At 73.2% G+C, this 13,475-nt stretch carries 10 protein-coding genes; 1 reads left to right on the top strand and 9 read right to left on the bottom strand.

The window, feature by feature from the left end; all coding sequences use genetic code 11:
* Window positions 1–16: 16 nt before the first annotated feature.
* The 8 genes from HUT06_RS12860 to HUT06_RS12825 all read right to left on the bottom strand — a co-directional run bounded on the left by HUT06_RS12860 (window position 17) and on the right by HUT06_RS12825 (window position 11,403).
* On the bottom strand, window positions 17–859 hold the full coding sequence (locus HUT06_RS12860) for a GNAT family N-acetyltransferase (RefSeq protein WP_176201329.1): 843 nt from the start codon (window positions 857–859) through the stop codon (window positions 17–19).
* 133 nt (window positions 860–992) lie between these two features.
* Entirely contained in the window at window positions 993–2,588 is a 1,596-nt protein-coding gene (locus HUT06_RS12855; protein ID WP_254715149.1) for an alpha/beta hydrolase, read from the bottom strand.
* A 150-nt stretch (window positions 2,589–2,738) separates the two neighbouring features.
* Window positions 2,739–4,340, bottom strand: a complete 1,602-nt coding sequence (locus HUT06_RS12850; RefSeq protein ID WP_254715148.1) for an alpha/beta hydrolase — start codon at window positions 4,338–4,340, stop codon at window positions 2,739–2,741.
* A 305-nt stretch (window positions 4,341–4,645) separates the two neighbouring features.
* Window positions 4,646–6,307: an alpha/beta hydrolase gene (locus HUT06_RS12845; RefSeq protein ID WP_176195931.1), complete on the bottom strand. Its 1,662-nt coding sequence runs from the start codon at window positions 6,305–6,307 to the stop codon at window positions 4,646–4,648.
* A gap of 233 nt (window positions 6,308–6,540) precedes the next feature.
* Window positions 6,541–7,716 carry a flavodoxin-dependent (E)-4-hydroxy-3-methylbut-2-enyl-diphosphate synthase gene (ispG, locus tag HUT06_RS12840; RefSeq protein ID WP_176195930.1) on the bottom strand — a complete coding sequence of 392 codons (1,176 nt, stop codon included), beginning with the start codon at window positions 7,714–7,716 and terminating at the stop codon, window positions 6,541–6,543.
* Window positions 7,717–7,849: 133 nt separating this feature from the next.
* Window positions 7,850–9,049, bottom strand: coding sequence for an RIP metalloprotease (locus tag HUT06_RS12835; RefSeq protein ID WP_176195929.1), 1,200 nt, complete (start codon window positions 9,047–9,049; stop codon window positions 7,850–7,852).
* 36 nt (window positions 9,050–9,085) lie between these two features.
* Window positions 9,086–10,330, bottom strand: a complete 1,245-nt coding sequence (dxr, locus tag HUT06_RS12830; protein WP_176195928.1) for a 1-deoxy-D-xylulose-5-phosphate reductoisomerase — start codon at window positions 10,328–10,330, stop codon at window positions 9,086–9,088.
* A 104-nt stretch (window positions 10,331–10,434) separates the two neighbouring features.
* On the bottom strand, window positions 10,435–11,403 hold the full coding sequence (locus HUT06_RS12825) for a cell wall metabolism sensor histidine kinase WalK (RefSeq protein ID WP_176195927.1): 969 nt from the start codon (window positions 11,401–11,403) through the stop codon (window positions 10,435–10,437).
* Window positions 11,404–11,749: 346 nt separating this feature from the next.
* Here HUT06_RS12825 and HUT06_RS12820 point away from each other — a divergent pair, with 346 nt between their 5' ends.
* Window positions 11,750–12,136 carry a hypothetical protein gene (locus tag HUT06_RS12820; RefSeq protein WP_176193780.1) on the top strand — a complete coding sequence of 129 codons (387 nt, stop codon included), beginning with the start codon at window positions 11,750–11,752 and terminating at the stop codon, window positions 12,134–12,136.
* A 21-nt stretch (window positions 12,137–12,157) separates the two neighbouring features.
* On the opposite strand, the gene HUT06_RS12815 is transcribed toward HUT06_RS12820, so the two are convergent.
* Window positions 12,158–13,393, bottom strand: coding sequence for an ABC transporter substrate-binding protein (locus HUT06_RS12815; RefSeq protein ID WP_254715147.1), 1,236 nt, complete (start codon window positions 13,391–13,393; stop codon window positions 12,158–12,160).
* Window positions 13,394–13,475 lie beyond the last annotated feature (82 nt).

Below are 13,475 nucleotides of genomic sequence, written 5' to 3'. Positions count from 1 at the left end.
ACAAGCCGGACGCAGGTCAGAACAAGATCGACATGAAGGAGCCGAGCTCGCCGAACCCCACCCGGCGGTAGGCGGCCCGCGCCCGCGTGTTGTAGTCGTTGACGTACAGCGACACGGTCGGCGCGACGCTGCGCAGCGCCTCCCGCACCACCGCGGACATGCCCGTCTCCGACAGGCCCCGGCCGCGCAGGTCGGGCGGCACCCACACGCCCTGCACCTGGCAGGCGCGCGGGGTGACGGCGCCGATCTCCGCCTTGAACGTGACGCGGCCGTCCTCGATGCGGGCGAACGCGCGGCCGTCGCGGATCAGCTCGGCGACGCGGGCGCGGTAGAGCACTCCCCCGTCGCCGGCGTTGGGCGACACCCCGACCTCTTCGGTGAACATCGCCACGCAGGCCGGGTAGACGATGTCGAACTCCTCCATCACGACGCGCCGGACGTGCGGGTCGGGCGGCACGTCCGGGACGGCGGAGGTGGCCATCACCGGCTGGGACGCGCGCACGGCCCGGGGCGGCCCCCAGTACGGCGCGAGGATCTCCCACAGCTCGCCGACCGCGTCGACCGGCCCGACGATGGACGAGCAGCGCCGCCCCTGCGCCTGCGCCCGCTCGGCGAACGCGCGGACCGCCTCCGGCCCGGCCGCGACCGGGATCAGGTTGGCGCCCGAGTAGCACAGCGAGACGAGCCGCCCGTCGCGCAGGTAGCCCCACATCTGCGCGCCGAGCCGGCGCGGGTCGAGCCCCGCGGCGTGCACGCGCGAGCTGACGAACACGTTGGACACCGGGTCGGCGTCCAGGATCGCGAGGGCCTCCGCCCGGTACCGGTCGTCCAGCACGCGCACCGGCATCGAGCCCAGCATGCGCATGGCTACCGGTCCCTCGACGGGAGGGGCCCCCGTTCGGCCCTCACCACTGAAAGCTCCACGTGGACAAGCCTATGCGGTCCGGGGCCCGCGCACCGCCGCGGCCTGCACACTGCCCGCCCCCGCCGGGTCAGCGCTGCGCGGCTCCCTGGTCGACGCGGTGCCGCTTCTTGCCCGCGCCGGGTTCGGGCGCCGCCGGGGCCTGGCACTTCGCGTCCGGACCCGGCCGGCTCGCGGGCAGCCGGCCGCCGCCGAGGTAGGCGGCGACCGCCCGGTCGACGCAGTCGTCGCCGGACAGGGAGACACCGTGGTTGCGCCCGCCGGCCTGCACCAGGAGCCGGGACGTCGGGAACCTGCGGTGCGTCTCCAGCGCGCCCGGGTACGGGGTGGCGGCGTCCTTCGAGGCCTGGACGAGCAGGATCGGCGGCAGCGTCGAACGGCCCCGCACCCGCGGCGGCGGCCCGCCCCGCACGGCCCAGAACGCGCAGGGCGCGTTGTACCAGGTGTTGCTCCAGGTCTCGAAGCGGTTGCCGGTGCGGTAGAGGCGCTCGCTGTCGGCGTGCCAGCGGGACCAGTCGCGCGGCCAGGCGGCGTCGCGGCACTGGACGGCGCTGTAGACGGTGTAGTTGTTCTGGTCGAGCCGCGACGGCGGCTGCCAGGCCTTGCGCAGCGGGCCGGGGTCGTGCCGGACGACGAACGCCGACAGGGCGCGCGCGTGCGCCGGCCAGGCGAGGTCGGCGTAGCCGTCGGCGAGGAAGGCGTCGTCCAGTTCGGACGGGCCGATCTTGCCGTCGATGGGCTTGGCCTTGAGCGCGGCGCGCGCCTTGGCGTAGGCGGCGGCGACCTTCCGCTCGGTGTCGCCGAGCTTGTAGAGCGTGTGGTGGCGGGCGATCCAGGCGAAGTAGGCGCGGATGTTCTTCTCGAACGCCACGTTCTGGTCGAGGTTGTTCTGGTACCAGACGCCGCTCGGCCGCACGACGCTGTCGAGGACCATGCGGCGGACGTGCCCGGGGTACATCGTCGCGTACACGGCGCCGAGGTAGCTGCCGTACGAGTAGCCGAAGTAGCTGATCTTCCGCTGCCCGAGGGCGCGCCGGATCGCGTCCATGTCGCGGGCCCAGTCGGCCGTCCCCATGTGCGGGAGGACCGCGCGGTACCGGCGGGCGCAGTCGTCGGCGAACGCCCGCGCCTTCGCCGTCCAGGCGCGCTCCTCGGCCGGGCCGGCGGGAATGGTGTCGGGGCGCGCGCGGCCCGGGTCCTGGTAGCCGGGGTCGCAGATCAGCTCGGGCTTGCTGGCGCCCACGCCGCGCGGGTCGAAGCCGATCCAGTCGTAGGACGCGGCGACCTTCGCCGGCAGCGACTCCCGGAAGAAGCCGGGCAGGTCGCGCCCGTGGGCGCCGGGGCCGCCCCGGTTCAGCAGCACCGCGCCGTTCGATGTGGACGCGGTGTGCCGGGCGCGGGTCAGCGCGAGGGTGATCTTCTTCCCCGCGGGCCGGTCGTGATCGAGCGGCACCCGGAGGGTGGCGCACTCCAGGCCCTTGAGCTTGCCGCCCTCGACGGGGTCCTTGGCGGGGCACGGCTTCCAGGCGAGGCCGCGCGGCGCGGGCGCGGCCTCCGGTGCGGGGGGCGCGGCGGCGGCCGCGGGCGTTCCCATGGCGGCGGCTCCGAGCGCGACCGCGGCGGCGGCCGTCCGGGCGGCCGCCCTCCTTCCAGCGTCGTTCAGCACCCCCGCTTTCTACCGGCCGGGCGCCGCCGGGAGCGGGACCCCGGATCGCGCGATTCCAGGGTGAGCAGGGCACGGACCCCCAAAAGAACCGTGGCGTGCCCGCCTCGGGGAGGAGGCGGGCACGCCACGGGACGGCGTGCTATCCGGGTCCTACGGGCGTCCGACCGGAAGGTCCTTGCCCGCGGTGGTGCGGGCGGCCTTCAGCGCCATGGCCGTCGGGTCCGGGTCGTTCAGCGCCGGGACGGCCTTGCAGTAGGCGTCCGGGCCGCGGTGGCTCGCCGGCAGCGCGCCGGTGTCGAGGTACGCGGCGACCTTGTCGTCCAGGCACACGTTGCCGTTCAGCGTGTTGGCGTGGGTCTTGCCGCCGACCTCGAACACCAGCCGCGAGGACGGGAAGACCTTGTGCATCTGCAGCCCGCCCGCGACCGGCGTGGCCGCGTCCTCGGTGGACTGGACGAGCAGCATGCCCGGCAGGTTCCTCGCGCCCTTGAGCCGGAACTCGGGCCCGCCCTTGAACGGCCAGAACGCGACCGGGGCGTTGAACCAGACGTTGCTCCAGGTGTTGAAGCGGTAGCCCTGCCGGTAGAGCTTCACCGCGTCCCGGTGCCACTTGCTCCAGTTGCGCGGCCAGCGGGCGTCGGCGGCCTGGACGGCGTTGTAGACGGCGAAGCCGTTGTCGTCGCCGCCCGTGCTCATCCAGCCGAGGAGCCCGGAGGCGTCCTCGTCGTTCACCCAGGCGGACAGCGCCTCGGCGAACGGGATGTAGTAGCCGGTGTTGTAGCCGGCGGACAGGACGGTGTCGTCCAGCTCGTCCGGGCCCATCTGGCCGCCGATCGGCGACTTCTTCGCGGCCGCGCGGACGGCGTAGTACTTCGCCTCGACGGCCTTCTCGGTCTTGCCGAGGTGGTAGACCGAGTCGTACTTGGCGATCCAGGCCCACCAGGCCTTCATGTTGTGCTCGAACGCCTTGTCCTGCTCGAGCTGGGCGTCGTACCAGACCGTCTTCGGGTTGACGTTGCCGTCCAGCACCATCCGCTTCACCCGGTTGGGGAAGAGGGTGGCGTAGGTGGCGCCGAAGTAGGTGCCGTAGGAGAAGCCGTACCAGCTGATCTTGTCCTGGCCGAGCGCGGCGCGGATCACGTCGATGTCGCGGGCGGCGTCGGTGGTGCGCATGTGGGGCAGCAGCCAGCCGAACTTCTTGGCGCAGTCCTGCGCGTACTTCTTCGACTTGGCGATCCAGGCCTTCTCCTCCTTCCACGAGCCCGGCACGTAGTCCGGGCGGATCGGGTCGGAGTAGTTCGGGTCGCAGGTCAGCGCCGGCTTGCTGGAGCCGACGCCGCGGGGGTCGAACCCGATGACGTCGTACTTGGCCGCGACGTCCGCGTGGCCGGTGCCGCCGATCCAGCGGGCGAGCGCGGGCGCGTAGGCGAGGCCGGAGCCGCCGGGGCCGCCCGGGTTCACGAACAGGACGCCCTGGTAGTTCTTCTCGTCGGTGTGCTTGAAGCGCGACACCGCGATCGAGATCTTGCGCCCGTTGGGCCGGGCGTGGTCGAGGGGGACCTCGACCTGCGCGCACTGGGCCTGGTTCATCGGGTCGTTCGGGCCGCTGACCTCGCACTTGCCCCAGTCGATGGACTGGACCTGAGCCGCGGCGCCGGCCCGGCCGGTGTCCGCGCTCGCGGAGGCGGCGACCGCGGTGCCGCCGCCGGCCGCCACGACCACCGCGGTCGTGACGAGAACGATCTTTCTCACGTGACCCCCTCAGATCGGCGGGTCCGGCCGCCCGACTGGGCCGGAGGGGGGAGCCGCGCCGATAAGTAGCGGATGCGGATTGCGTGGCGATTGTGGCGGTTATGTCGTTTATGACGGCAGTCCGCCGCGCGACTGGATGCGAAATCGTGACAAGATCATCGGAACTTCGTGATGTCGCCGCGCGTTTGCCGCGCTCCCGGCGTCCCGCGGCTCCGCGCCCGGGCTCTCCGCCCGGGACATGCAAGGGCCCCGGGGACCGCTCCCCGGGGCCCTCATGAGGCCGGCCGGTCGCCGGCCGTCCGGCGTCAGCGGATGACGTCGGCCTCCAGCCGGGCGGCCTTCGGCGCCGCCGAGCCGGTCAGCGTCCGGGCGGACGCCTGCGACGGCGGAACCGGGTCACCGAGCTGCGGGACGTGCACGGTGCGCTTCTCCGGACGCTCTCCCCGCAGGAAGTAGGCGTCGAAGTAGGCGTCCACCTCGGCGGAGCCGCGGTGGACGATGCAGTGCGTGCGGTCGCCGTCCTGCACGACCAGGCGCGAGCCCTTGAGCCGGCGCTGCATGTCCAGCGCCCCCTCGTACGGGGTGGCCGCGTCGGCGGTCGACTGGAACATCAGGATGTTGTCCGGCAGGTTCCGGGTGTGCCCGATGTTCACCGGCTTGCCGGCCTTGGCGGGCCAGAACAGGCACGGCGCGTTGAACCAGGCGTTGCCCCAGGTCTCGAACGGGTGCTTGCGGTTGATCCGGGTGTTGTCGCGGTGCCACTTGGCCCAGCTCGTCGGCCACTGGACGTCCGTGCACTCGGTGGCGAGGTACATCGCGGTGCCGTTGTCGTCGGACTCGCCGGTCGTCGGGGCGCCGAACGTCCCGGCGAACGTGGCGGTGTCGCCGGTCTTGTAGGCGGCGAGACCGGCGGCGTACCCGTGCCAGATGGCCTGGCTGCGGCGGTAGCCGGCGTTCAGGATGACGTCGGTCAGCTCGTCCGGCCCGACGGCGAGGGTCTGCCCGCTGTCCTGGTCGGTGTAGTAGACCGGCTTGTGCTTGAGCTTGGCGCGCAGGCGGTAGAAGAAGTCGCGCACGCGCCGCTGGGTCGTGCCCAGGTGGTACACCGAGTCGTACTTGGCGATCCAGCCGAAGTAGTAGTCGATGTTCTTGTCGAACGCGACGTCCTGCTTGAGGTTGGCGTCGTACCAGACGTCCGACGGGCCGACGTTGCCGTCCAGCACCATCCGGTCGACGTTCCGCGGGTACATGGTGGCGTAGGCCGACCCGAGGTACGTGCCGTACGAGGCGCCGTAGTAGTCGATCTTGTCGTTGCCCAGCGCCTTGCGGATCGACTCGATGTCGTTGACCGAGTCGATCGTCTTGACGTGGTTCAACAGTCCGATCTTGTCGTTGCGCGCGCAGTCCTCGGCGTAGCCCTTGGACTTGCGCAGCCAGGTGGAGACCGACCTCCAGTCGCCGGTGCCGTAGTCCGGACGCGGCGCGTTCGCCCACGTCGGGTCGCACTTGACGGCCGGGACGCTCATCCCGACGCCGCGCGGGTCGAACCCGATGACGTTGTAGGCGTCGCGCATCGGCGCGGAGTTCTGGGCGAACACCCGCGGCCCGAAGAGCGCGCCGCCGCCGCCCGGGCCGCCCGGGTTGACGATGATGTCGCCCTTGGCGGCGCCCTCGCCGGTGTGCGGCGTCTTCGTGAGCTGGAGGGTGATCTTCGTGCCGTGCGGCTTGGCGTAGTCGAGCGGCACCTGGAGCTCCGCGCACTGCACGATCTTCGAGACCGGGTACAGGCCGTCGTAGAGATCGTGCACCGTCTGGACGAAGTCCGCGGGGCAGGCGTGCCACCGCGCCGCGGCGGGGTTGAAGGCTCCGGCCGTTCCGGCGGAGGGGCCCGCGGCCTGCGCGCTTGTGGCGCCCACGCCGGTGAGACCGAGCCCGGCCACCGCGGCCACGACAACGATCCTCTTCACATATCCCCCTAACGTGCTGACTCCGGTTGAGTCAGACATACGGGTAAAAGACAGGTGATTCTGGCGTCTTTGCCGCGAGCCTCGACAGGGCCCCTCAGGAGTGGATGCCGAATCGTGACAAGATCAGCGGAACTCTGTGACAACCTCGGTCGTCTCCGCGCAAGCGAAAGGCCCCGGGTTCGCACCCGGGGCCCAGTTCGCGCTCGTGCCGGATCGGCCGGCGACCAGCCGGATCAGCCGACGACCACCTCGGCGCCCGGCCCGGTCACCGAGCCGTCCTCGCCGATCTCGATGCCCATGCCGTCGGCGATGCGCATGGCCTCCTCGATGAGGGTCTCGACGATCTGCGCCTCGGGGACGGTCTTGACGACCTGGCCCTTGACGAAGATCTGGCCCTTGCCGTTGCCGGACGCGACGCCGAGGTCGGCCTCGCGGGCCTCGCCGGGCCCGTTCACCACGCAGCCCATCACCGCGACGCGCAGCGGGACGGGGAAGTCCTTCAGGCCGGCGGTGACCTGCTCGGCGAGGGTGTAGACGTCCACCTGCGCGCGCCCGCAGGACGGGCACGACACGATCTCCAGGCCGCGCTGCCGCAGCCCGAGCGACTCCAGGATCGCCGTGCCGACCTTGACCTCCTCGACCGGCGGCGCCGACAGCGACACCCGGATCGTGTCGCCGATCCCCTCGGCCAGCAGCGCGCCGAACGCCACCGCCGACTTGATCGTGCCCTGGAACGCCGGGCCCGCCTCGGTCACGCCGAGGTGCAGCGGGTAGTCGCAGGCCGCGGCCAGCCGCCGGTAGGCGTCGATCATCACGACCGGGTCGTTGTGCTTGACCGAGATCTTGATGTCGCGGAAACCGTGCTCCTCGAACAGCGAGCACTCCCACAGCGCCGACTCGACCAGCGCCTCGGGGGTGGCCTTGCCGTACTTCTCCAGCAGCCGCTTGTCGAGCGAGCCGGCGTTCACGCCGATCCGGATCGGCACGCCCGCGTCCGCGGCGGCGCGCGCGATCTCGCCGACCTTGTCGTCGAACTTCTTGATGTTGCCCGGGTTCACCCGGACGGCCGCGCAGCCCGCGTCGATCGCGGCGAACACGTACTTGGGCTGGAAGTGGATGTCGGCGATGACGGGGATCGGCGACTTGCGGGCGATCGCCGGCAGCGCGTCGGCGTCGTCCTGCGACGGCACCGCGACCCGCACGATCTGGCACCCGGACGCGGTCAGCTCCGCGATCTGCTGGAGCGTGGCGTTCACGTCGGCGGTGAGGGTGGTGGTCATGGACTGCACCGACACCGGCGCGTCGCCCCCGACCGGAACGCTCCCGACCATGATCTGCCGGGACTTGCGGCGGGGCGTGCTCGGACCCTGCGCCCCAGGCCCGTCGCCCTCGCCGCGGACATTAGGCATTCCCAGTGAAACGCTCATCCCTCTCCTCTGACTTGCGGCCCCGTACAAAGCCTAAGCGCCCCGGGCGGCGGACATGACGCCGCCCGGTATCGAAGAGTGTGCCCATCCGGCCACTCTTCGTGAACATCGCGTGTCACTCCGGTAGCCGGAGCGGGTTGACCAGGTCGGCGAGGATCAGCAGCACCCCGAACCCCACCAGCAGCAGCACCGCCAGATACGTCAGCGGCAGCAGCCGGGTCATGTCGACCGTGCCCGGGTCGGGCCGTCCGCGGACGCGGTTGACGCCCGCCCGGGCCCGCTCGTAGGCGACGACGGCGAGGTGCCCGCCGTCCAGCGGCAGCAGCGGCAGGACGTTCAGCGCGCCGAGGAAGATGTTCACCGAGACGACCAGCGACAGGAACAGCGCGACCTTGTCGCGGGCCGTGTCGTCGGAGGAGAAGATCTGGCCCGACACCTCGGTCGCGCCGACCACGCTGCCGACCTGGCCGCCGGGCGAGCTCTCCCGCTCCGGCGAGAACAGCCGCGGGATCGCGCTCGGCAGGTCCGCCGCGACCTTGCCGATGCCCTCGACCGTCCGGCCGATGCCGCGCCCGGCGAACACCGCCGCGTCCACCGGCCCGGCCCGGTCGTACCCGCCGCCCGCGATCTTCGCGGAGACGCCGACGAACGGCTCGCCGCCCACGTCGGCGAGCGTGACCGGCAGCGTCACCGGCCCGCTCGCGCCCGGCCGCTGGACGGTCACCTTCACCGTCTCCCCCGGCCTTGCCTTCCCGATCGCCGCGGTGAGGTCGTCCCAGTCGGAGACCGGCGCGCCGTTGAACGCGACGACCTTGTCCCCCGCCCGCAGCCCGGCCCGCTCCGCCGGCGAGGGCGGCCGGCCGTCGCCGCAGCCGCCGCGCATCGTGGCCGGGACGCAGGAGGTGACCTCGTCGACCGTGCTGGTCACCGTGCCGGGGCGCGGCTCGCCGATCGTCATGGCCATCGCCATCAGCAGCACGAACGCGAACACGAAGTTGGCGACGACGCCCGCCCCGATGACGACCGCGCGCCGCCCGGCGGGCTGCCGGTAGAACGCGCGGTCCCGGTCGGCGGCGTCGATCTCCTCCAGCGGCGTGTAGCCGACGATCTTGACGAAGCCGCCGAGCGGGATCGCCTTCACCCCGTACTCGGTCTCGCCGCGGCGGGTGGACCACAGCGTCGGCCCGAAGCCGACGAAGTACTGGGTGGCCTTCATCCCGAACCGCTTGGCGGTGAGCAGGTGCCCGCCCTCGTGGAGCATCACCGATGCCAGCAGCGCGACGACGAACGCCGCCGCGCCGAGGAAGAAGGCCATCCGGGTCCCCTCGGGCTCGTGCCCGGGGTCCCCGGGTCAGTCGGTTCCGGTCAGTTCCCTGCTCCTGGCGCGGGCCCACCCGTCGGCCGCGAGGACGTCGTCCAGCGTGAGGTCCCCGGGCGTGCCCGAACCGTGCTCCTGCACTACCCGCGCGACGGTGTCGACTATCCCGAGGAACGGGAGCCGTCCCGCGCGGAACGCGTCCACACATTCCTCGTTCGCGGCGTTGTAAACGGCCGGCACGGTCCCGCCCAGCTCACCGGCGTGCCGCGCCAGCGCGACGGAGGGGAACGCCTCGTCGTCGAGCGGGAACAGCTCCCAGGTGTGCGCCGCCGTCCAGTCGAGGCCGGGCGCGGCGTCCGGGACGCGGCCCGGCCAGTCGATGCCGAGCGCGATCGGCAGCCGCATGTCGGGCGGGCTCGCCTGCGCGAGCGTCGCGCCGTCGGTGAACTCGACCATCGAGTGGATGACCGACTGCGGGTGGACCATGACCTCGATCCGGTCCATCGGGACGTCGAACAGCAGGTGCGCCTCGATGACCTCCAGCCCCTTGTTGATCAGGGTCGCGGAGTTGATGGTGACGACGGGGCCCATGTTCCACGTCGGGTGGTTCAGCGCCTGCTCGGGCGTGACGTCGCCGAGCTCGGCGCGGCTCCGGCCGCGGAAGGGGCCGCCGCTCGCGGTCAGCACGAGCCGCCGCACCTCGTCCGCGCGCCCGCCGCGCAGGCACTGGGCGAGCGCCGAGTGCTCGGAGTCGACCGGGACGATCTGCCCCGGCCGCGCCCGCTCCTTGACCAGCGGGCCGCCCATGATGAGCGACTCCTTGTTGGCGAGGGCGAGCGTCCGGCCGGCGTCCAGCGCGGCGAGCGTCGAGGCGAGGCCGAGCGCGCCGGTCACCCCGTTCAGCACCACCTCGCACCGCCAGGCGGCGACCTCGGCGACCGCGTCCGGCCCCGCGACGATCTTCGGGATGGCGAAGTCGCCGGAGGCGTAGCCGCGCCGCTTGGCCTCGGCGTAGAACGCGAGCTGCAGGTCCTGGGCGGCGGACGCGCGGGCGACCGCGACGATCTCGGGCCGGAACTCCAGCGCCTGGGCGGCGAGCAGCTCCACCCGCCCGCCGCCGGCCGCGAGCCCGGTCACCCGGAACCTGCCGGGATTGCGGCGGACCACGTCCAGCGCCTGGGTGCCGATCGAACCGGTGGAGCCGAGGACGACGACCTCGCGGGCGGCCGCGCCGCCGGAGGTGCCGGTGCTTGAGGTGCCGGTGCTTGAGGGAGACATCACCGCTCCATTCTCCGGCACCGGCCCGCTCAGGTCTCCCCCGCGCCGTAGGCGCGGCGCGCCGGGGGTCGCCTTCCGCCGGGCTGCGACCGTCTCCGCCCCGATCAGCGGGCGAGCGGCAGCCGGAGGACGAGGCGGGCGCCGTAGGCGCCGTCGGCGACGTACAGGCCGCCGCCGTGGGCGACGGCGATCTGCCGCGCGATCGGGAGCCCGAGGCCGCTGCCGCCCTTGTCCCGGCTGCGCGCCGCGTCGAGCCGGGCGAAGCGCTCGAAGACCCGGTCGCGGTCGTCGAGCGGGATGCCGGGGCCGTCGTCGTGCACCTCGACGACCGCCTCCTCGCCGACGGCGCGGGCCACCACCTCGATCCGCCCGGCGGCGTACCGCTCGGCGTTGGTGAGCAGGTTGCCGAGGGCGCGGTCGAGCCGCGACCGGTTGCCCATCACCTCGATGCCCGGCTCCGCCTTGACGGTCACCGGCACGGCCGGGGACCGCCGGGCGACCAGCCGCTCCACCAGCACGCCGAGGTCCAGGCGCTCCCGCGCGGGCAGGTCGCCGGAGTCGAGCCGGGCGAGGACGAAGAGGTCCTCGACGATGCGGTGCAGCCGGTCGACGTCGTCCAGGGCGTGCTGCAGCATGTCGCGGACCTCGGCGTCCTCCGGGTCCCCCAGCGCCAGCTCGACGCTGGTCCGCAGGCCCGCGAGCGGGGTGCGCAGCTCGTGCGAGGCGTCGGCGATGAAGGCGCGCCGCTGCGCGGCCGAGGTCTCCAGCCGGTCGAGCAGCATGTTGATCCGGCCGGCCAGCCGTGCGACGTCGCCGCCGGTGGCGGGCACCGCGACGCGGCCGCCCGGCTCGGTGGCGGGGAGGTCGGCCAGCTCCCGGTGGAGCCGCCGCACCGGGCGCAGCGCACGCGCGGCGGCGCGGCGGGCGCCTGCCACGGCCAGCACGGCCGCGCAGCCGGCGAGCGGGCCCATGACGCCCACCAGCACGCGCTTGCGGCCGGTGCCGAGAAGGCGCAGCACGGCGGCCACCGGCGGGGCGGCGAGCGCGGCGGTGCCGAGAATGGAATCGCGCATGGCGGTGCGCGTCCCCGCACGCTCCCGTGCGGTACCGGGCCCGCGCGGCCGGACGGGCGAAGCTGCGCCGTTCCGTGCCGACATGTCTCCTTTGTACTCACAAGACCGCCAACCAACAACAAAGCGCCCGACCGGTGCGCGCATAGGCCTGGTCTGCAAAGCCCCCGATCGGGCGGCTCGCGGCCGTCCCTCGGCGCGCATAGCCCGTCCGATCTCCGGCGGGCGGGCGACACGGGCGGGCCCGGGTAGGCTTTGCCGCTCTTTTCACGTTCGGTAACAGTGGCAACACTCGTCCCGGCCTATAAAGGAAGGCACGTGAAGGCGACTCCCTCCAGGGGGATGGGACATGGGCCAGACAGGCGAGCCGACGATCGACCCGGACGGGCTGACCGCAGCCCAGCTCCTGGGCGACGCCTGCGTCGTCTGCCGCAAGAGATGGCCCCGGCCGCGCGTCCGCGTCGGCCGCCTGCCGGACTCGACCGGGGTGTTCGCGTGCGATGACTGCGCACCCGCCCCGCCGGCACCCCGCCCGCGGCGGGGCCCACGGGAGCCGCGCACGGACGCCGGACGGCCGGTCGGGGAGCCGGCGCCGGCGCGGGCGGCGGGCCTCGCGTCCGTCGTCGTGGAGGTCTCTCCAGGGAGAAGGGTGACCCGGGCGTTCGGGGGGAAGTCCGGGACCACCCCGCAGGCGCGTCCGGCTGGGGGCGGCCGGACGCGCCGGGGAGACCCCTAGCACCGCGGACCGCGGGCCGGCCTAGGGCTTGGCCTGCGGTTCGGCGGCCTGCGGCCGCGTCGCCTCGATCCAGGTCCGGCGCCACTGCGCGTAGTCCGTGCAGTCGTTCTTCTCCGACTCGCCGCCGCACGCCTTCGACGGCGCGTGCGCGAAGAGGATGTCGTCCAGGTAGTCGCGGTCGCCGACGTGGTAGGCCGCGCAGAAGCCGGACCTGAGCCGGTCGCCCGAGCACGCCTGCGGGTTGGCGGGGGCGACGCCGGTCCACTCGGCGACCTGCTGCTGCACGTCCGGCGACGCCGTCCACTGCAGCCACTGGTACATGCAGTTCGGGTGCTGGACGCGGGCGCCGATCATCCAGGCGTCCATCCAGCCGGTCACGCCCTCGGCCGGGATGACGCCCCGGACGGGCCGCCCGGCGCGGTTCAGCACGTCCACCTGGTAGGGCCACGCCTGGCCCAGCACCGCGCGCCCGCCCGCGAACGCGCTCACCGCGTCGGCGGGGATCTCCCAGTACTCCCCGACGTGCGGGCGCTGCTTCGCCAGCACCCGGCCGGCGGCGGCGAGCTGCTTGGGCGTCAGCGAGTAGGGATCGCGGATCTTCAGCTTGCGCTCGGCGCCCTTGAGGTAGAGCGCGGCCTCGGCGATGGCGAGCGGGCTGTCGCGCATGACGATCTTGCCGGAGTAGCGGCGGGCCTGGCCGGGGTCGAAGACGGCGGCCCAGCTCGCCGGCGGCGGGACGGTCCGGGTGTCGTACATGAGCAGGTTGGAGCCCCACACGTACGGGATGCCGTAGTGCTTGCCGTCCCGCTCCAGCAGCCCGCGCAGCTTCGGTTCCAGCTTCTTGTAGCCGTCCACCAGGTCGGTGTTGACGGGGGCGACCTGGTTCTCGGCGATCAACTGGCCGGCGACCTCCGGCGGCGCCGCGACGCCGTCGTAGCGGCGGTCCTTGTCGCGCATGAGCCCGGCCATCTCCTCGGGCGTGGCGGCGACCTTCAGGCCGACCTTGCAGCCGGTGCGCTCCTGGAACGGGGTGACCCAGTCGACGCGCGGGTCGGTCCGGCCGCTCTCGATGGAGCCGGGCAGCGTGACGAGGTTGAGCATGCCCTCGCCCGGCCCCAGGGTGCTGGCCACCTTGGCGGCGCCGACCGGCTCCTTCGGCCCGTCGCCGCTGCAGCCCGCGAGGCCCGCGGCGGCGACGGCGGCGGTGCCGAGCAGGGCCACCGCGACCTTCGTGCGGGCCGCCCGGACCCGTGCCACCCTCGCCCGTGCCGCCGTGACCCGTGCCGTGGCCGTCCGCCGCATGTCGCTCCCGATCCGTGCCCAGGGCCCTCCCCCTCGT

The sequence above is a fragment of the Actinomadura sp. NAK00032 genome (assembly GCF_013364275.1).
GTDB lineage: Bacteria > Actinomycetota > Actinomycetes > Streptosporangiales > Streptosporangiaceae > Spirillospora.
This window is presented reverse-complemented; position numbering and strand designations above follow the sequence as displayed.

Excerpts from the sequence above, each read along its gene's own strand:
- HUT06_RS12860 (WP_176201329.1), bottom strand. The coding sequence starts at position 859 with ATGCTGGGCTCGATGCCGGTGCGCGTGCTGGACGACCGGTACCGGGCG.
- ispG (WP_176195930.1), bottom strand. The coding sequence starts at position 7,716 with ATGCCTAATGTCCGCGGCGAGGGCGACGGGCCTGGGGCGCAGGGTCCG.
- dxr (WP_176195928.1), bottom strand. The coding sequence starts at position 10,330 with ATGTCTCCCTCAAGCACCGGCACCTCAAGCACCGGCACCTCCGGCGGC.
- HUT06_RS12825 (WP_176195927.1), bottom strand. The coding sequence starts at position 11,403 with ATGCGCGATTCCATTCTCGGCACCGCCGCGCTCGCCGCCCCGCCGGTG.
- HUT06_RS12820 (WP_176193780.1), top strand. The coding sequence starts at position 11,750 with ATGGGCCAGACAGGCGAGCCGACGATCGACCCGGACGGGCTGACCGCA.
- HUT06_RS12835 (WP_176195929.1), bottom strand. The coding sequence starts at position 9,049 with ATGGCCTTCTTCCTCGGCGCGGCGGCGTTCGTCGTCGCGCTGCTGGCA.